Source organism: Peribacillus psychrosaccharolyticus ATCC 23296, from assembly GCF_000305495.1.
Classification (GTDB): Bacteria; Bacillota; Bacilli; order Bacillales; family DSM-1321; genus Peribacillus; species Peribacillus psychrosaccharolyticus.
The window spans coordinates 19,291-38,068 of record NZ_AJTN02000200.1; the positions used below are offsets into that span (position 1 = coordinate 19,291).

Here is an 18,778-nt window from a genome sequence, read left to right on the forward strand (position 1 = left end):
GCTTGACCTTTAATATTCTGATTTAGCCGTAGAATACAGCTTATAACCGCCATCTAGATTTTTTACTTTCATTCCATGACCAGTTAGAATACGGGCAGCTAAATACCCTCGTAAACCAACTTGACAAGAAACGTATAGGTCTTTATCGCGAGGTACTTCACCGAGCCGTTCTCGCAATTCATTTACAGGAATATTTATTGCACCGTCAATCGCTCCTCTAGCCACCTCACCAGGGTCACGTACATCAATTAATATACCACCACCTGCCAGAAGTGCATCAATTTCATGCCACTGAACATTCTCAGCTGAACCATCCACGATATTAGAAGCCGCATAACCGGCAATATTAACAGGATCTTTAGCAGAAGAATACGGCGGTGCGTAGGAAAGCTCTAAATCAGCTAAATCCTCAACCGTCATACTGGCTTTAATGGCCGTTGCCAGTACATCAATCCGTTTATCTATTCCGCCCTTCCCAACTGCCTGTGCACCTAGTATTCCACCTGTTTTTTTATCAAAAATAACTTTTAAGGTCATCGGTGAAGCACCAGGATAATAGCCGGCATGGTTCATAGGCTGAACATGAATTACTTCATAAGAGCGATTCATCTTCCTTAGTGTTTTTTCGTTATTTCCGGTTACAGCCGCAGTCAGTTCAAATACTTTCACGATTGAAGTTCCGAGAACCCCTTTGTAGGCTGCCGGCATACCATTAATCACATCTGCCACAATACGCCCTTGACGATTAGCAGGACCTGCAAGCGGGACAAAACCAGCCGTTCCGTTGATGTAGTCCTTCACTTCAATGGCATCCCCAACTGCATAAATAGAAGGGTCAGATGTTTGCAGCTTCTCATTCACTTTTATTGTCCCGCGTACCCCAAGTTCAAGACCTGCATCTTTTGCGAGCTGTGTTTCTGGTTGAACACCAATGGCAAGAATGATCATATCAGCTGATTCAACCTTGCCGCCGCTTTCTAAAATAATGGTCGTTCCTTGATCTTTAAATTCCTTGACACCATCGTTCAGGATTAAGTTTATCCCTTTATTCTTAAGCTCTGCGTGAACAATTTGAGCCATTTCAAAATCGATTGGAGCCATAACCTGATCTCCACGTTCAATGACAGTTACCTTCACTCCGCGTTCAACCAGATTTTCAGCCAGCTCAAGACCAATAAATCCTCCGCCTATCACAACCGCATGCTTTGGCTTTTCTTCATCAACATATTGTTTAATACGATCTGTATCTGGGACATTACGGACCGTGAATAAAGCTTTGGCCTCTTCTATTCCAGAAATTTGCGGTTTAATTGGTTTAGAGCCTGGAGAAAGAATTAGCGCATCATAGGATTCGACATATTCTTCACCTGTTTGCAAATTACGTGCCGTCACCATTTTTTCTTGAGCATTGATGCGCACAACTTCCGTTAAATTACGAATATCTAAGTTAAAGCGATTACTCATTCCTTCTACAGTCTGAACAAGCAGCTTTTTACGTTCTGAAATGACACCGCCGATATAGTACGGAAGTCCGCAATTGGCAAATGAGATATACTCTCCGCGTTCAAACATAATAATAGTATCTTCTTCGTTTAACCGTCTTAGTCTCGCTGCTGCCGTAGCTCCCCCAGCAACACCGCCAACGATGATTATTTTCTTTTTCATTTAAATTCCCCCTCAATATACCTACGGGGGTATTATAACAAATCAAAAACAGGTGTGAAAGCTTTTGACACACTTTCACACCGTTGACACATTAATCCTCGTTGTCTTCTTCTACATAAGGGTCTTTTTCAGAAGCAGGCAAGTCCCCAAGAATGGTCTGCACTCCGTCTTCTTCTAGCATATCCACATAATTTTCATATTTGGCATTTCGATAGATGGTAACTGAATCTCCATACAGGTCAACACCCGCAAAATTTTCATAATCTTCGACGTACCCAACATTTTCTTGTGCTTCTATATACGTATCATTATAGTCAGCTGTAGGTTGAACTTGATCTGCTGGTGTATCGGACGTTCCGTATCTCGCAACATCCTGCCAAGAATCCTCACCATCATATCCCACTGATTCATGATCTTTATCTGCCACAAAACCTCCGAAGGACGTACGTAAAACTGATTCTTCGATTGGACGATCATCAGACGTATGTTGAGATGGAGAATGGTCTATACAAAAACGAGTCGTAGGCATGGCTTCCAGCCGTTCGTATGGAATGTCTTTCGAACAAACCTCGCATGTCCCATAACTTCCTTCTTCGATTGCCTTCAGACCCTTATCAATATCTGCTAATTCAATTTGATAATGCTCATATAGGGCAAGATCCTTTTCACGTTCGAATAACTCAGTCCCTTCATCAGCTGGATGGTTATCATAACTTGATAACTCACCTGTTGAATCTACCAGGCTCCGCCTTAAACCAAAATCATTTTCATCTCCAAAGTGCTCCTTTAGCTCTTTTTTCTGCTGTTCGAGCTTTTGTTGAAAATCCTGTACTTGCTGGTTTGAAAGCATATACGCCAGTCCCTTCCTCACTATAATCTACTCTTAGTATTTTCCATTATCCATATTTTTATAAGTGAAAAATAAGGGGACACTCTTGGCAAGCAGCATTTTGTGAGATATCCTAATGTCTAACATAATTTTCCTATAGGGGTTTTAAAAATGAAACCATTATCATTTCTTATTCATTTTGGATACAATCAAGCACTGGCCTGTCTGTTTCCAGTCGCTATCTTTTTGACACTAGCACTATCCAAAATCATTCCGCTTTCAATCCTACCTCGATATGACTTTATTCTGATTCTTTGTCTGCTCATGCAGGTGTTTATGGTTACAGCAAAGTTTGAAACATGGGACGAACTTAAAGTCATCTGTCTCTTTCATGTCATTGGACTTGCACTTGAATTATATAAAGTTCATATGGGTTCTTGGTCGTATCCTGAAGAGGGGTTTTCTAAGCTATGGGGGGTTCCGCTATACAGCGGATTTATGTATGCAAGTGTAGCCAGCTATATGTGCCAATCCTGGCGGCGTTTACACCTTACACTAGTCAATTGGCCGCCTACCATCATTGCAGCTATTACTGCTGCTGCAATCTATCTTAACTTTTTCACACACCATTTTATCATTGATCTTCGCTGGATATTAATAGGGGTCGTCCTTTTAGTCTTTTACCGGACAATAGTAACGTTCACAGTAAACAATCAACCCTATCAAATGCCTGTGGTATTATCGTTTGTTTTAATGGGTTTCTTTATCTGGGTTGCTGAAAATGTGGCTACTTTCTTTGGGGCATGGCAATATCCGAACCAGGAAGATGGCTGGCATCTAGTCCATTTCAGTAAAATCAGCTCTTGGCTGCTGCTCGTCATTGTAAGTTTTCTGATTGTCGCTCTTCTTAAGCATGTAAAACAAACTGAGTCAAGAAAGCAATCAATCAATTTAAGCAAATAAAAAAGCTGCGGATTCTTCCCGAATTCGTAGCTTTTCCACTTATTGCGAATCGTCCTTAGAGATATTTAGGTTTCTCTTCGTAATTTCATCTTCTAATTCCTGTGTTTTTAATGCTTCATTCCGTGAAATTTTTATAATAAAGCGCATGGCGAATACAGCAGCAATTAGAAAGATGGCACAAGTTATGCCTGCTGGAATATATTCAGATTTATCATCAGGAAAATAAAGAAAAAGTCCTAAGACAGTCTGACTAAAAACATTCATATTCTACCCTTCCTCTCATCCTGTAAGAATCATCTATATTATACCAACCTGAGTCATTATACTCTAGAATAAAAAAACGGGATTTAAATCCCGTTTGATTTTTCTTAAACTAATGTAATCGATTGGATCACAATATCTTCAGCTGGTTTGTCACCGTGTGTTGTTTTTGCGTTTGCAATTGCATCCACGATATCAAGACCCTCTATTACTTGTCCAAAAACAGTATGTTTGTGATCAAGCCAAGGTGTACCGCCATTTTCCATATACGCTGTGATAATTTCTTCAGGGTAGCCAGCTTGTTTCATCTGATCGCCCATTCTGCTGTCAACATGCTGTGCTTGAACGATAAAGAATTGGCTACCATTTGTTGCAGGTCCAGAATTCGCCATTGAAAGTGCTCCGCGCAGATTGAAAAGCTGCATAGAAAACTCATCTTCGAAGGTAGAGCCCCAAATACTTTCGCCGCCCATTCCTGTTCCATTTGGATCGCCGCCTTGGATCATAAAGTCCTTGATTACACGGTGAAAAATAATTCCATCATAGTAACCATTTTCTGCATGTGTTAAAAAGTTTTCAACGGTTTTAGGAGCTAATTCAGGGAAAAACTTAATTTTAATTGAACCTGCAGTCGTTTCCATGATTACTGCTTTTTCGTTTTCTAGTACTTCTGTTGTTAATTGTGGAAAGTTTGTCATTGCGATAACCCTTCTTTCAAATTTATTTTCGTGGGCAGCCCTATTGATGACTACCAAGCATCAATTGTACAATACATGAAAAGGAAGTAAAAAGCATCTATTGAACCCTCCTTTCAATTCGTATCAATATTAAATCGTGCCATTTATATGTATGATGATGGAAAGACATATTCTAAAAAGGTGGGGTTCCCATGACAGAAAACACATTTGTAAACGGTGAGATCGTTACCGCGATTTATAAAACGGGGAAATATATTGGGGAAATTACGGATGAACGGCCCAACGCTTATCTTGTGCGGGTACTCGCAGTCGTCAATCATCCGACACAAGGGGATTTACACAATCCTAAACAAACCGATGTTTCCCTATTTCACCAGCGGCGTGCATTAGCCTATCGTGAACAAACGAATGTCCCAAAAAACATGGTACGTCCATACGACGAGACTGTGATTCCAGACTATCAAAGCTCATTAAAGGCTGCGTTAGAAAAACAAAAACAGAAATTGAGTGAGGGCGGCAGGGAATGGGATCAAAAAAGTTTAGAAATGATTGCAGAACTTGAAGCTGATTATTTTAAATAATGACCATAATAAAAGCCAAATCAGTATCGTTGACTTGGCTTTTATAATACGAGTTGATCTAATACCTTCGATAAGTCAATTCTATCGCCGATTGTAGTAGGCTGATGGTTTTTCATATAGCTTTTATCTTTTTCCACTAATTTAAAAATATTGTAAGTCGTCAATGCATCGTCTAGTGCTCGATGGTGTTTACCTGTTCCTTCTTTTCCATATGCTTGTACGGCCTTCCAAAGACCTGTCTGATTCTGGTCTCCAAAAAATCTTTTATATTCCAATGAAAGATCTAATTGTTTACCTGTAAACGGAAAGTCGAGTCCTGCTTTTTGACAATTGTTACGTAATACTTTCATATCCATATTGCCCCAAGTCACCACTGTTGTAGGAAGTTTTTCATCATAGCTTTTTAACAGTGATACCAGTTCAGCAAATGGCATACCTAAATCTGTTTGACTTTGATTGATGTGCAGAAATTTTTTACACCGATCTGTCAATTTATTAAATCTTGTTGGTGTAACAAATGACGAAAATTCCCCCGTAATGTGACCGTCCTTTACAGCTGCAAACCCTACTTCAATAATTTCTGGATAAAACCCAATTGGATTTGCTTTCCCTTCCGGCATGGTAAATTCAAAATCAATAAATAGATACTGCTTTTCTTCCATGCTCTAACCTCCTTCTTTTCTCTCTTTACACTATTAACATATTTAAGGTAATTAAGCCCTTTTTTTTATTAGTATATCAGAAACAAATTCGGAATATTTCATTTTTTTATACTACATGTAACTTTTATTGCCTTAAATTTTTTAAAATGGTACATCTCATCAAAAAGAAATTAACATTTCCCCTGAATTTGCCGTTATAAATAATGACCCAAAAATGTCCTTTTATTATCGTTTATACCAAATATATTAGACAGGAAGTTGGACTATGCGTACGTTTCTTGGTTATGTCTTTATTTTTATGTTTGTCCCACTTTTCTGCTGGATGTTTTTTCTTTCCTATTCAGAATGGTCTGCAAGCCTTAGCCTAAATCAAGTACTTGATAAAAAGATTCCTATGGAAACCATTCCACTAGCTGAAACAAGCTGGATAAAGGATAAAAACGGCAGTGTAATCGCGTCAATCTCCAATCAACAGCACAGGGTTTCTCTCGATAATACTGAAATACCAACGTTTCTAAAAGACGTATTCATCATCGCTGAGGATCGCAGTTTTTATGATCATTCAGGCTTTGATGCAGCAGCAATCAGCCGTGCAATAATGGTCAATGCATCCAGTGATTCGATTGAACAAGGCGGCAGCACCATTACTCAGCAACTGGCAAGAAATAGTTTCTTATCTTCTGAAAAAACGTATAATCGGAAGCTGGCGGAACTGCTTCATGCTTACCAGCTAGAACGGAAATACAGCAAAACGGAAATTCTTGAGCACTATATTAATGCCATTTACTTTCATAACGGCATGTATGGGATTGAAGCAGCAGCCAATTTTTATTTTACTAACTCTACTGACAAATTGACCAACGCAGAACTTGCTTTTCTTGCAGCGATCCCAAATAACCCAAACGCTTATAATCCGCTCAAGCATTACGATGCAACAAAGCGCAGACAAGAACGATTGATCAAACAGCTTAGTGAGGCTGGGAAACTGACAAAAAGTGAAACTAACAAACTAATCCAAGAAAAAATCACCTTGAATGTGCAGCCAAAAACGAAGGAACAATACCCAGATTATACGGATTACGTAAATTATGAATTCAACAGTCTCATCGCTCGAGTGGATGGCTTGGAAGCGAAGCTTGTCAGTAAAGACTCCTCTATAAGGAAAGCAGCACAAACGAAATTGAATAACAAAGTACAAACCTTACTTGAATCTGGTATAACCATCGAGACTGCGTTAGACCCTGCTATCCAGAAAGCCTCAAAAGAATCTGTGCAGCAAAGGCTTAAAGGAACCGATATCGAGGGATCGGCAGTGGTTATAGAACATCATACGCAAAAGCTTGTCTCTTTGATTGGGGGAAAGAATTATATCAAAAATTCTTTTAACCGTTCGTATCAAAGCTATCGTCAGCCAGGATCCGCAATGAAACCATTACTTGTTTACGCGCCTTATTTCGAGGAGACGAATGCCCCTACTTCTCAATTAATTAGTGGCGCATCTTATTGTAAAAACGGATACTGTCCCCGTAATGCCGGTGGAGGCAGTTACGGCTCTGTTACCTTAAAGCAGGCATTTGCCCGTTCCTATAATACACCAGCTATTCGATTGTTTGAAAAGACAGGCATCGCCACGTCCTTTTCGTATTTAAAACCATTTCGTTTCCAAAAAATCACCACTGATGATTATACTTTGCCCGCAGCAGTCGGTGGTTTTTCGTATGGTGTCAGTACACTGGAACTCACCCGGGCTTTTACATCATTCGCTAACGGGACATATAAACCAGCACACGCTATTATGAAAGTTCGTAATAAACAAGGAAAAACCCTCTACCAATGGGACGATAAAGCAACAACCATTTGGAGCGGTCAAACCGTTAAAAAAATGAGGAATCTGCTTCATGAAGTAACCGTGAATGGAACTGGGAGGAAAGCCTATATTGAACGTAGTTATATTGGTGGGAAAACTGGTACAACCAATGATGTTAAGGACCTCTGGTTTGTTGGACTGACCAACGACTATACCACAGGCATTTGGATAGGCAAAGATCAGCCGTCAAGTATGGCTGCTCAACAGTACGCTGCTCCTCACCTAACCATCTGGAAGACTATTAATCTCTCCATTCCAAACCTATAAAGGCATGCTTGCTATGACACTGTTATAGAGCTTAATCCCACAGTATAAAATGGTACTCAGCATGGCCGACCAGCCAAATACATGAAAAACAATAATTCCAATCAGCCCCGCTCCACTGAGTGCAGGGCTGATTTTGTATACAAAGTAAATAAATGCAACGAATGTGGTTGTAAGAAATATAGCCAAAATCCCTAAAATGGATTGAATACTTATGAGAGAAACAGCCCCTCCAATCAAATAAATCACAGCACATGCTCGAATACTTCTTAAACTTTCTCCTTCTGATTCTTTGGAAAAAAACAATAAGGAAATCTCGATGGCTGTATCAGCAATTAGTTTTAACGCGGCGAACAACATAAAAACAATCAAAAACAATCCAAATAAAAGAGTCAATTTAATCCCAGTAACCGAAAAAAACGCCAGCATTCCTTGATAAATACCAACCTGTTTTAACAAATCAAGGGTATGTATCTCCCCATATACTGCAAAGGATAGACTGAATAATAAAATTGAAATTAGCGGAAAATAACCTAGTAAATAGGTATTTTTCATTCTTGATCTTCCTTTCTTTTACCAACTATTTTCTAATCTAAAAATTTTTTTTACTTGAATATGACCTGTTTCTACCTATTTATAAATTTTTTTATAATTCGATTACAGACGCCCGCCAGTCATGCAGCAGGCTGTTATTTACGCTATACTTTAGGAACGTTCCCTATGTAATGCACAATCGTATTAAAAACGAGGAGGGGTATTATGTCGTTGCTTCACTGGGCCGTATTAGCGCCGTTTTTGGCAGCGCTGCTGGTCCCTTTTCTTTATAAGCTTGTCCGCCGAATTCATACGGGCTGGTTTGTACTTTTTATACCGATCATTCTTTTTACATACTTTTTCACATTGATTGATACTACACGAAAAGGATCAACCATTATCGAAAGTGTTCCATGGATTCCTTCTCTACATATCAATGTATCCCTATATGTGGATGGATTAAGTTTATTATTCGCATTATTAATAACGGGTATTGGTGCTCTAGTTATTCTTTACTCGATTTTTTATTTATCAAATAAAAAAGAATCTCTGCATAACTTTTATGTATATTTACTTTTGTTTATGGGGGCCATGCTAGGTGTTGTCCTATCTGATAACTTAATCGTTCTCTACACATTCTGGGAACTAACGAGCTTGTCATCCTTCCTGCTAATCGGCTATTGGCATCATCGCGAGCGCTCTCGCTATGGTGCACAAAAGTCATTGTTGATTACGGTTTTCGGTGGACTTGCCATGTTCGGCGGTTTTGTCCTCCTATCCTATATCGGCAGCACCTTCAGTATTCGTGAGCTAATTATGGATAGCGGACAACTGTTTGAACATCCTTTATTCATCCCTACTATGCTGCTGATTTTGCTCGGAGCGTTTACAAAATCCGCGCAATTTCCTTTTCATATCTGGCTCCCGGATGCAATGGAGGCACCGACACCGGTCAGTGCTTACTTGCATTCGGCCACAATGGTGAAAGCAGGTATATACCTGGTTGCCCGTCTATCACCTGTCTTTGCCTTTTCTGGAACCTGGCTCTGGCTGGTTTCTCTCTTTGGAATCATCACCCTTTTATGGGGTTCATTCTTTGCGGTAAAACAAACCGACTTAAAGGGAATATTAGCGTATTCAACCATCAGTCAGCTTGGACTAATCATGTCATTATTAGGCGTTGGAGCAGCTGCTCTCCATTATGAAGAGCTAGATGACAATCTCTATCTTGCCGCTACTGTTGCTGCCGTTTTTCATTTAATTAACCACGCCACCTTTAAAGGCAGCCTATTTATGGTCGCTGGGATCGTCGATCATGAAACAGGTACACGTGATATCCGTAAGCTGGGCGGTTTAATGCAGGTAATGCCGATTACCTTTACGGTTGCAGTTATAGGCACTTTTTCTATGGCTGGAGTACCGCCCTTTAATGGCTTTTTAAGCAAGGAAATGTTCCTAGCAAGCATGGTCCATGTTTTGGAACTAGATATAGTTAACTTCACTACTTGGGGAGCTCTTTTCCCTGTAATAGCTTGGATTGCAAGTGTCTTCACCTTTATTTACAGTATGATTATTTTATTTAAAACCTTTACAGGCAGCCTTCAGTCGGAAAAGCTCCCGAAACAGCCGCATGAGGCACCAATCGGGATGCTCATTTCTCCAATAATCTTGGCATCTTTGGTTATTGTGTTTGGGCTATTTCCGAACCTGCTGTCAACTTCCATTATAGAGCCAGCAACAGCTGCCATTCAGCCAACGCTGACAAATGACCTCCATGTCCATATTGGTTTTTGGCATGGATTTAAACCTGAGTTTTGGATGACTGTTGGAATCATCGTATTTGGGACTATGCTTTTTATAACCTTAAAAAGATGGTGGAGGATTTACTCCATCGTTCCCGAGCAAATTTCACTCAATAATCTCTATGACCAAAGTTTAAACATGATTGAAGTAATCTCATTAAAACTCACAAAAATCTTTATGACTGGGTACATCCGCAACTACTTAATATATATTTTCATATTTTTTATAGCAGCTCTATTAAGTACCCTTTTTCAAAAAAATGCTTTCACAATCGATTTAGATCATGTTGCACCCATCGGATTATATGAGGTCATTTTAGCAGTCATCATAGCCAGTGTGTCTATTGTCATTTTATTTGCTAAATCACGGCTGACCTCCATTATCCTGCTTGGTGCTGTCGGCTATACCGTTTCACTCTTTTTTGTTTTATTCAGGGCACCTGACCTTGCCTTGACTCAGCTGATTATTGAAACCATTTCCGTCGCATTATTTCTGCTATGTTTCTATCGGCTTCCGAAGCTTGGCAATCGAAAAGAGGAACGTATGGCATTTAGATGGAATAATGCCTTAATCTCTATCGGAGTTGGCATCACCGTAACTCTCATTGCGATATCAGCGTTTAGCAGTAATAAACCGTTTCCTCCTATTTCCAGCTACTATATTGAAAATGCCTATAAAGAGGCAGGGGGTAAAAACATAGTCAATGTCATATTAGTTGACTTCCGCGGACTTGATACCATGTTCGAAATTACCGTCCTTGGAATTGCAGCCCTTGGCATCTTTGGAATGATCAAACTTAGAACAGGGAGGAAGTCAGAATGAAAACAAACGACCTAATCCTCCAAACGGTTACAAAGGTTGCAGCTTTTGTCATTATTCTATTTTCCCTTTCTATCTTTTTAGGCGGCCACTACTCGCCAGGCGGCGGCTTTGTCGGAGGATTAATGACTTCCTCTGCCATCATCTTGCTGTTGCTTGCCTACGACCTAAAAACTGTTGCGGGAATACTACCTGTTGACTATAAACTGTTTATCGCAAGCGGGCTGCTCCTTTCTGTACTAACTGCATCAGGGTCACTTCTGTTCGGTGTACCACTGATGACCCATGCATTTACGTATGTCGACCTCCCGTTACTCGGACATATTTCACTGCATACAGCAGTCCTGTTTGATCTCGGTGTCTACCTTGTGGTTGTTGGTGTGACGATGACGATAATCCAAACGATTGGGGAGAGTGAATAATGGAAATTTTAATGGCCATTGTCATTGGCATCCTGTTTACGTGTGCTACGTATCTCATGCTCTCTAAAAGTATTCTTCGGATCATAATTGGGACAGGGCTGCTGAGTCATGGCGCACATTTATTAATTCTAACGATGGGTGGACTTAAACGCGGCGCAGTCCCCATCCTAACCGATAAGATTCAAGACTATGTAGATCCACTTCCCCAAGCACTAATATTAACGGCAATCGTTATTAGCTTCGGGGTCACGGCTTTTTTCTTGGTACTGGCATATAGAACCTATCAAGAGATTGGCACCGATGATATGGATCAATTGAGAGGAACGAAGCATAATGAATAACCTTACTATATTACCTGTGCTGCTGCCGCTGCTCACAGGAATTATCTTACTATTCGTTACCAAATCAATTATTATTCAACGAATTCTCTCGATGCTCTCTTCCATAATTGGCATTGGGATCGCAGGTACCTTAGTCTACAATGTCTCTGCTCACGGAATAATAGCTTTAGCGGTTGGCAGCTGGGAAGCACCATTTGGCATTGTCATCGTTGCAGATATGCTTGCAAGCTTACTGGTACTGACCACAACTATCATCGTCTGTGCGGTATTAATCTATTCGTTTTATTCTATTGGCGAAGCACGTGAGAAATTCTACTATTACGCAATGGTTCAGTTTTTACTAGTCGGAATAAATGGAGCATTTTTAACAGGGGATTTGTTCAACCTATTCGTCTTTTTCGAAGTCATGTTAATGGCTTCTTACGTATTACTTGCACTCGGTGGAACAAAAGTCCAACTCCGCGAGACAATTAAGTACTTATTGGTAAACGTAATTGCCTCTGCTCTCTTTGTCATTACCGTTGCCTATCTATATTCCGTCACCGGGACTCTGAACATGGCCGACTTAAGCAGAAAAATCGCAGAAATTGGACAACCCGGAATTATCACCGTCATTGCTGTATCCTTTCTCATTGTGTTTGGTATGAAAGGAGCGATTTTCCCGCTCTTTTATTGGCTGCCCGGCTCATATGCCGCCCCGCCGATTCCAGTAATCGCCTTGTTCGGTGCACTCCTAACAAAGGTTGGGATTTACTCTATTTTTCGTACGTACACACTTTTGTTTTATCATGATCAAGGCTATACACATACCTTACTTGGCATACTTGGCATCTTAACCATCATTATTGGGATCATAGGTGCAGTCGGCTATTGGGATTTAAAGAAAATTATTATTTATAACATCATCATTGCCATCGGCGTGATTACGTTTGGAATCTCACTTATGAATGAACAAGCTCTAATCGGAACAGCATTTTATATCATGCACGATATGATTATCAAAGCCGCATTGTTTTTACTAATTGGTATTATGATTAAACTAACAGGGACGAATAATTTGCGTGAGATCAGTGGTCTAATCCGCACTTACCCTGTACTCGGCTGGAGCTTTTTTATTGCAGCCATCTCACTAGCAGGAATACCGCCTTTCAGCGGCTTTGCCGGAAAATTATTAATTCTCCAAGGAGCCGCTGCTGAGTCTGCGTATCTCGGAATGGCGGTCGTTCTTCTGTCCAGTCTATTCGTACTCTATTCGGTCATGAAGATCTTTATCAATGGCTTTTGGGGTGAAGAAAAAGAATACCCGAAGAAAGATATACCTTATAAAAAGCTGCTGTTTCCAGCCGTTTTACTTGTTGCAATTTCCATCAGCTATGGCCTAGGTACAGAATTTGTGTATCCGTTTATCTCACAGGCGGCCGAAACCCTGCTTCATCCGGATATCTATCTTGATGCGGTATTAAAGGAGTAATGTGCAGATGTCTTTTCAAATCTTATTAAATCTATTACTCGCATTCACCTGGATGTTTTTAAAAAATGAGTACAGCGGAAACACATTTACCATTGGGTACATACTTGGGCTGCTCATTTTAATTGTCTTCCGTCATTTTTTCAACGAACGTTTCTATCTTCTGCGTGTTTACGCAGTCATGAAGCTCGTTCTCCTGTTCTTTAGGGAACTCCTTCTTTCTAATATTGCCGTACTCAAAGTCATTCTCAAACCACGGCTTACCATTACACCTGGTATTTTTGCTTTAGAAACGAAACTGACCAAAGACTGGGAAATTACGACACTAGCCAATTTAATTACACTCACTCCTGGAACACTGGTGGTCAACGTTTCAGCTGATAATAAAACCCTCTACATCCATGCTATGGATCTAGCTGATAAACAAGAAGCCATCGACAACATTAAGAATACGTTTGAAAAAGCGATAATGGAGGTGAGCCGATAAATGTTTTCTATAATCATTCAGATAGCCCTCATCTGCATCTCATTATCTATGCTAGGACTGGTATATCGACTTATTAAAGGCCCTTCAACCCCTGACCGGGTTGTCGCACTTGACGCCATAGGCATTAATCTTATAGCACTGATCGCGCTGCTTTCCATAAGCTTGGACACAAGTGCCTACCTAGAAGCCATCCTTCTTCTAGCAATCGTTTCATTTATCGGAACAACAGCCTTTTCCAAATTCCTAGAGAAGGAGGATATCATCGAACATGATCGAAACCTTTAAACTTATAGCCGGCATTCTAATCCTGTTAGGTGCCTTCCTATTTCTAGCGTCCACACTCGGCGTCATCCGGCTGCCAGACGTCTACACCCGAAACCACGCCGCCTCAAAAAGCACCACCCTAGGCGTAACCTCAATCCTAATTGGAACATGTATTTATTTTTACGCACAACACGGACACTTTAATTCAAGATTAATCCTAGCCATATTCTTCATTCTGCTAACCGCACCCGTAGCTGGACACCTAATCAGCCGCGCTGCCTATAACACAAACGTTAAACTCTGGAAAAACAGCAGCGAAGATGATTTAGAAAAAGCAAGGATGGCAAAGCGAAAAGAGTAATACGATTAGACAAGCTCATAGAAAGCTTGTCTTTTTTTTGTATTGGGGAGGTATCTTATTCTATAAGTATATACTCTCTGTTTTTTGTAATTCCTGTGAAATTTAGAGCCATTGACGCCAGAATACGACGGGCAATCGTTTCTGATTCTATCCCTAAGAAGAGACGAAGTTCCTTATTCGTAACAGTATGTTTTTTAATAATGTATAGTCCCTCAAGGATGGCAGATGGGAATCCGGAGACGAATATCCACATGAATGACATATCCAATTTCCATTTTTTCTGTTCATAGGAAGTGCAAAACATATTGTACAATGAACGCCATTCAACAATTCATCTTCATTGATCGCATATTTTTGCAGGATATTTATTTGGAGGGGACTATCAGAAGTAAGCAGAAGGGTTGAGAGTTTGAGGAGTTCATGTTGATTGAATGTTTCAGATTGGTACTTTTGCTGAAGCATCTCTATTTTCAAAGAAAGATAGTCACTATTAATCAACACGTCAAATATTGAAAAGTGCTGAGGTGAGGCCTTAATAATCGCATGCTGATTAGCAATAACAACAAGATGTTCAATAGGGATATCAGGAAAGTCGTTGCGTTGAAGCCATTCTAAAAAAAGATTTTTTTGCCTAATCACCTCGATTAGGAGAAAAAACGAGGGAGAAATGAGTAAAAAATCCATTTGAAAGTGTTCCTCATACATTTCAGAAAGCCTTAACCCATGAAAAATCCTATAGGCTGGATTATGAAGACGTACTAAATGGCGATTCACTTCCATTTCGCCTTTAAAGCCAGCCAAACTTTTTCGTACATCTTCCTCAACATATTTCTTTTTTGGATGCAGTTCCGGTATTCTTCGATTGAGCGCCTCCAGTGCTAGGATACCGACTGATTTATTACATGGTTTCATGATGATAAAATTCCCCCTTCGCCATTCAATACCCTACCATTCGACGAAAATTAAATTATACCTGCATCTTACTTAATTCCTCCAAACCAAGGGGGGTATTTTGTTGAAATTCAGCTTACTAAACTCATTAATCCCGTCTGAAGTCTGCTTATTCCCGTCTGGCCCTATCATATTCCCGTCTCGCGCCTTGGAAAGCCTTCCGAATACCCCAGTGCGTACCCCGTTAGGCTTGGTCTTTTTAAAATAACTCGCTTTTTTTGTTCGCCTGCCATCCTAGATGCGGGATCTGGCCTACAAAATCAACTATTCCAGTCTTCGTGGTTTGAAATCCTCCACTAAGCGTTCTAAACAGAAAAAAAGCAGCATGCTGCTGCTTTTTTTCTGTTATTGTTCTTTTTTCAGTTTTATAACGGCGAGTGTACAGCGGGAGATGCACACTAGTTGTTGTTCTTCGTCACGGATTTTGATGTCCCAAACCATGGTTGTTTTGCCGCGGTGCAGGATGGTTCCTTCTGCTGTGACGATACCGGATCGTTTTCCTTTTAAATGATTGGCATTGATTTCGAGGCCGACCACGGCTTCTTTTGTGGGGTCTACAAGAGCAAATCCCCCCATACTGGCAACTGTTTCGGCTAAGGCTACGGAAGCGCCGCCGTGAAGCAGCCCGAACGGCTGATGTGTTCTTTCGTCGACAGGCATAGTTGCAACAATGCGCCCTTCGCTCAGCTCCGTCACTTCAATTCCTAGTGTATTCATTAATGTCTTTTGGATATTCATTTCCATTGTACTTACCTCCATATACTATCGATATACTGTAGTTCGATTATTTCATAGAAATATCCTTCTTTTACTCACTCATCATACCTGTTTATATTTTCTCATATGTTGAAGATGAAGGAGGCGCAAGCCATGAAATTTTCTGATCAATCCCAAAATGTACGTTATCCTAAGGTCTTTCAGCCAGAAATTCATACAATTCCACAGCGGCCGTCACCTGCACCTGATCCATCGATGTTTATTAAGTCTGCTCAACTCTCGCAGTCTCTTTTGGCCGATGCGCAAAAGGTTGTCAAGCAGATGGCTTCTTCCAAATCATTTTCTCAAAAAATTATGACTGCTGCTCAAGATTCTAAACAGAGTGAGGTCACAGAAATGATAAAAAAAATCGGCCTCACTACAGTTCCAAAAGTTCGTATTACCCCGGATGGAATACGAATGGACTTTGACTCTAAAATAGAAGCAGCACCTGGGGATACTCATGTAATTATCTTGTTACGATGGCATACTTTTTAACGTCTTTCAATAATAGCGAAAAAAAACCGAAGTCCATAAGACTTCGGTTTCATCTTTTTATTTTTCTCCAAAGCGTTCAACAAGCGTGGCAAGTGTTCTAGTCATAACACCCGTACCACCAGGCGTCCCGAGTTCTGATAGGGAATTTGTTGTTGATGTTCCGGCAATATCCAGGTGAACCCATGGGGTATCTTCTGCAAATTCACCGATAAATGCGCCGCCCATGATCGCATGTCCTGGACTTCCCGGTGAGTTGTTTAGATCCGCAATGCGGCTTCCTCTTACCCGTTTCTTATCTTTCTCAGTAATCGGGAGTCTCCAAATCGGCTCACCAGCTTCATGAGAGGCTTCTAAGACTTCGATGAATAAATCCTCATTATTAGTCATTGCGCCAGTCATATCCATTCCTAAGGCCGTGATAACCCCTCCAGTCAGTGTAGCCACATCAACTAAGTACTCTGCGCCATGCTGTTTCGCGTAGGTGACAGCATCGGCAAGTACCAATCGTCCTTCTGCATCCGTATTTAGGACTTCAATAGTTTTACCACTCATTGAAGTAATAACATCATCTGGTTTAAACGCGTTTCCACTGATCATATTATCTGTCGAAGGAATGACTGCCACCACATTTTGCTCAGGCTTTAATTCACCGATAATTTCCATAGCACCAAGCACTGCCGCAGCTCCGCCCATATCGGTTTTCATCCCGACGATGCCTGCCTTTGTTTTAATGGAATATCCTCCTGTGTCGAATGTAACCCCTTTGCCGACAAGTCCGATGACATCTTTCCATTCTTCTTTACCCTGATATTTCAATACGATCATTTTTGGCGGTTCTGTAGATCCTTGGTTAACAGCTAAAAGTGCGCCCATCCCAAGTTTAATCATGTCTTCTTTATCTAATATTTCTGTTTCAAAATCATATTTTTTGCCAAGTTCAGAGGCGTACTCAGCTAAATCCGTCGATGTTAAAAGGTTTCCCGGTATATTAACTAAGGTTCTAGCGGAATTGGTTGCTTTGCCAAATACATGTCCAACCTCAAGAGATGCTTTTAAGTCTTGACTGTCGCTTTCGCTGTAAATTGTAATTGTTTCGATATGCTTTTGCTTCTCATTAGATTTTTGCTTGTACCCCGCAAATTCATAAGTGGAAAGCTGAAATGCTTCCCCAAAGGCATGAGCTGTATCTTGGATATCTACGTGCTCAGTATGGAATGTATCGAGTGCTACTGAAATCTCAGAAATACGGGAGTTCTTAATCAATTTAAAAGCAGCCCCAAATGATTCACGCAAGCTTTCAAAGCTGACTGTGTCACGTTTACCGAGACCGACAAACAATAGTATTTTCGGTCCCAGTTGTCCTAATGTATGTACCTTCGTTACTTTATTACGTCTTCCAGAAATTTCACCGGCCTTTAACAGTCCGGTCAATTGACCATTTAATTTTTCATCGGCCAATTTCCCTGCTCCTTCAAGCCGTGCTGGCTGATCAAAGACACTGATAAGAAGACATTCCTCAAGATGATCTATTTGAAAATGATTATTTATGGTATACATAGTTACCTCCCTTATTTCGTAAATTAATTATATCTAAGTTTTCAAGATATTTCGAATATAGCACATATTTTCTGTTTATTAATTATTTTTTTGTAAAAATGGTTTAGAGCCCCTTAATCATGTTTATGAATAAAGTAACAGGATTTCTTAGCAGGAAATAACTACTTTTTCACCGAATAACATATCATTATCTTTTCAAGCGTTCCGATCGCGTTGAAAATAGAAAGAAGGAGATGCCCCTTGGATTTACTTTTTAATTTTCCCTTAATCGCGGCTCTACTTGCGATATTCTTTGCTCAATTCATCAAAGTTCCTATTCACTTTATCGCATTAAAAAAGCTGGATTGGTCTCTTCTTACCTCAACAGGCGGCATGCCAAGTTCACACTCTGCCGCAGTCACTGCGCTGGCGACGGCGGTGGGTATTGAAGCGGGGCTAACGTCTCCCATCTTTTCAGTTGCAGCCATCTTTGCCATCATTACGATGTTTGATGCTACTGGAGTTCGACGCCAGGCAGGTGAACAAGCCGCGGTACTCAACAGACTGGTAGTGGATTTTAACACCTTTGTCTCAGAAGCAAAGACTTGGCAGCAAAAAGAAGAAAAGCAAAAACAGCGGAAACTTAAAGAACTGCTCGGGCATAAACCAATTGAAGTATTTTTCGGCGGATTAACAGGTGTTTTCATAGCACTCTTTCTTCACTTTGTATTATTTGAAGGGTAGGTTC

At 40.5% G+C, this 18,778-nt stretch carries 21 protein-coding genes; 12 read left to right on the forward strand and 9 right to left on the reverse strand.

What is annotated here, in order from left to right; genetic code table 11:
* Positions 1-9 precede the first annotated feature (9 nt).
* Both WYK_RS12785 and WYK_RS12790 read right to left on the reverse strand, forming a co-directional pair.
* The gene (locus WYK_RS12785; protein ID WP_040374874.1) at positions 10-1,665 is read right to left on the reverse strand and encodes a CoA-disulfide reductase; all 1,656 of its coding nucleotides are present in this window, start codon (positions 1,663-1,665) and stop codon (positions 10-12) included.
* Positions 1,666-1,756: 91 nt separating this feature from the next.
* The gene (locus WYK_RS12790; RefSeq protein ID WP_326238851.1) at positions 1,757-2,536 is read right to left on the reverse strand and encodes a TraR/DksA C4-type zinc finger protein; all 780 of its coding nucleotides are present in this window, start codon (positions 2,534-2,536) and stop codon (positions 1,757-1,759) included.
* A 129-nt stretch (positions 2,537-2,665) separates the two neighbouring features.
* On the opposite strand from WYK_RS12790, the gene WYK_RS12795 reads away from it, so the two are divergent.
* Positions 2,666-3,457 carry a DUF817 domain-containing protein gene (locus tag WYK_RS12795; protein WP_040374876.1) on the forward strand — a complete coding sequence of 264 codons (792 nt, stop codon included), beginning with the start codon at positions 2,666-2,668 and terminating at the stop codon, positions 3,455-3,457.
* A gap of 39 nt (positions 3,458-3,496) precedes the next feature.
* Here WYK_RS12795 and WYK_RS12800 read toward each other — a convergent pair whose 3' ends face one another.
* Both WYK_RS12800 and WYK_RS12805 read right to left on the reverse strand, forming a co-directional pair.
* The gene (locus tag WYK_RS12800; protein WP_040374877.1) at positions 3,497-3,721 is read right to left on the reverse strand and encodes a hypothetical protein; all 225 of its coding nucleotides are present in this window, start codon (positions 3,719-3,721) and stop codon (positions 3,497-3,499) included.
* A gap of 104 nt (positions 3,722-3,825) precedes the next feature.
* Positions 3,826-4,416, reverse strand: coding sequence for a peptidylprolyl isomerase (locus tag WYK_RS12805; RefSeq protein WP_040374878.1), 591 nt, complete (start codon positions 4,414-4,416; stop codon positions 3,826-3,828).
* 191 nt (positions 4,417-4,607) lie between these two features.
* Between WYK_RS12805 and kapB the strand changes: the two genes are divergently transcribed.
* Entirely contained in the window at positions 4,608-4,997 is a 390-nt protein-coding gene (gene kapB, locus WYK_RS12810) for a kinase-associated lipoprotein KapB (RefSeq protein ID WP_040374879.1), read from the forward strand.
* A gap of 41 nt (positions 4,998-5,038) precedes the next feature.
* On the opposite strand, the gene kapD is transcribed toward kapB, so the two are convergent.
* Positions 5,039-5,659, reverse strand: a complete 621-nt coding sequence (gene kapD / locus WYK_RS12815; protein WP_040374880.1) for a 3'-5' exonuclease KapD — start codon at positions 5,657-5,659, stop codon at positions 5,039-5,041.
* Positions 5,660-5,924: 265 nt separating this feature from the next.
* Here kapD and WYK_RS12820 point away from each other — a divergent pair, with 265 nt between their 5' ends.
* Positions 5,925-7,793, forward strand: a complete 1,869-nt coding sequence (locus WYK_RS12820) for a transglycosylase domain-containing protein (RefSeq protein ID WP_040374881.1) — start codon at positions 5,925-5,927, stop codon at positions 7,791-7,793.
* Here the strand turns inward: WYK_RS12820 and WYK_RS12825 are convergent.
* On the reverse strand, positions 7,788-8,345 hold the full coding sequence (locus WYK_RS12825) for a DUF5366 family protein (protein ID WP_040374882.1): 558 nt from the start codon (positions 8,343-8,345) through the stop codon (positions 7,788-7,790). The two genes, WYK_RS12820 and WYK_RS12825, sit on opposite strands and share 6 nt — an antisense overlap.
* A 204-nt stretch (positions 8,346-8,549) precedes the next feature.
* Here WYK_RS12825 and WYK_RS12830 point away from each other — a divergent pair, with 204 nt between their 5' ends.
* From WYK_RS12830 to mnhG, 7 genes are read left to right on the forward strand one after another with little or no spacing between them, the layout of a single operon-like run.
* Complete coding sequence (locus WYK_RS12830; protein WP_040374883.1) at positions 8,550-10,949, forward strand: Na+/H+ antiporter subunit A; 2,400 nt, start codon at positions 8,550-8,552, stop codon at positions 10,947-10,949.
* Entirely contained in the window at positions 10,946-11,368 is a 423-nt protein-coding gene (locus tag WYK_RS12835; protein WP_040374884.1) for a Na(+)/H(+) antiporter subunit B, read from the forward strand. The genes WYK_RS12830 and WYK_RS12835 overlap by 4 nt, the downstream gene beginning before the upstream one ends.
* The gene (locus tag WYK_RS12840) at positions 11,368-11,709 is read left to right on the forward strand and encodes a Na(+)/H(+) antiporter subunit C (protein WP_040374885.1); all 342 of its coding nucleotides are present in this window, start codon (positions 11,368-11,370) and stop codon (positions 11,707-11,709) included. The genes WYK_RS12835 and WYK_RS12840 overlap by 1 nt, the downstream gene beginning before the upstream one ends.
* Positions 11,702-13,180: a Na+/H+ antiporter subunit D gene (locus tag WYK_RS12845; protein WP_040374886.1), complete on the forward strand. Its 1,479-nt coding sequence runs from the start codon at positions 11,702-11,704 to the stop codon at positions 13,178-13,180. Before WYK_RS12840 ends, WYK_RS12845 begins: the two co-directional genes overlap by 8 nt.
* A 7-nt stretch (positions 13,181-13,187) precedes the next feature.
* On the forward strand, positions 13,188-13,664 hold the full coding sequence (locus WYK_RS12850; RefSeq protein WP_040374887.1) for a Na+/H+ antiporter subunit E: 477 nt from the start codon (positions 13,188-13,190) through the stop codon (positions 13,662-13,664).
* Positions 13,665-13,949 (forward strand): Na(+)/H(+) antiporter subunit F1, encoded by a 285-nt coding sequence (locus WYK_RS12855; protein WP_040374888.1) that lies wholly within the window; start codon positions 13,665-13,667, stop codon positions 13,947-13,949.
* Positions 13,933-14,289 (forward strand): monovalent cation/H(+) antiporter subunit G, encoded by a 357-nt coding sequence (gene mnhG / locus WYK_RS12860; protein WP_040374889.1) that lies wholly within the window; start codon positions 13,933-13,935, stop codon positions 14,287-14,289. The genes WYK_RS12855 and mnhG overlap by 17 nt, the downstream gene beginning before the upstream one ends.
* A 153-nt stretch (positions 14,290-14,442) precedes the next feature.
* On the opposite strand, the gene WYK_RS12865 is transcribed toward mnhG, so the two are convergent.
* Both WYK_RS12865 and WYK_RS12870 read right to left on the reverse strand, forming a co-directional pair.
* The gene (locus WYK_RS12865; protein ID WP_040374890.1) at positions 14,443-15,201 is read right to left on the reverse strand and encodes a nuclease-related domain-containing protein; all 759 of its coding nucleotides are present in this window, start codon (positions 15,199-15,201) and stop codon (positions 14,443-14,445) included.
* Between the two features lie 384 nt (positions 15,202-15,585).
* Positions 15,586-15,978, reverse strand: a complete 393-nt coding sequence (locus WYK_RS12870) for a hotdog fold thioesterase (protein ID WP_407951476.1) — start codon at positions 15,976-15,978, stop codon at positions 15,586-15,588.
* Positions 15,979-16,110: 132 nt separating this feature from the next.
* Here WYK_RS12870 and WYK_RS12875 point away from each other — a divergent pair, with 132 nt between their 5' ends.
* Complete coding sequence (locus WYK_RS12875; RefSeq protein ID WP_051387494.1) at positions 16,111-16,494, forward strand: hypothetical protein; 384 nt, start codon at positions 16,111-16,113, stop codon at positions 16,492-16,494.
* Between the two features lie 57 nt (positions 16,495-16,551).
* Here WYK_RS12875 and WYK_RS12880 read toward each other — a convergent pair whose 3' ends face one another.
* Positions 16,552-18,051 (reverse strand): leucyl aminopeptidase, encoded by a 1,500-nt coding sequence (locus WYK_RS12880; protein WP_040374892.1) that lies wholly within the window; start codon positions 18,049-18,051, stop codon positions 16,552-16,554.
* A 240-nt stretch (positions 18,052-18,291) separates the two neighbouring features.
* Here WYK_RS12880 and WYK_RS12885 point away from each other — a divergent pair, with 240 nt between their 5' ends.
* Positions 18,292-18,774 carry a divergent PAP2 family protein gene (locus WYK_RS12885; protein ID WP_040374893.1) on the forward strand — a complete coding sequence of 161 codons (483 nt, stop codon included), beginning with the start codon at positions 18,292-18,294 and terminating at the stop codon, positions 18,772-18,774.
* Positions 18,775-18,778: the final 4 nt, after the last annotated feature.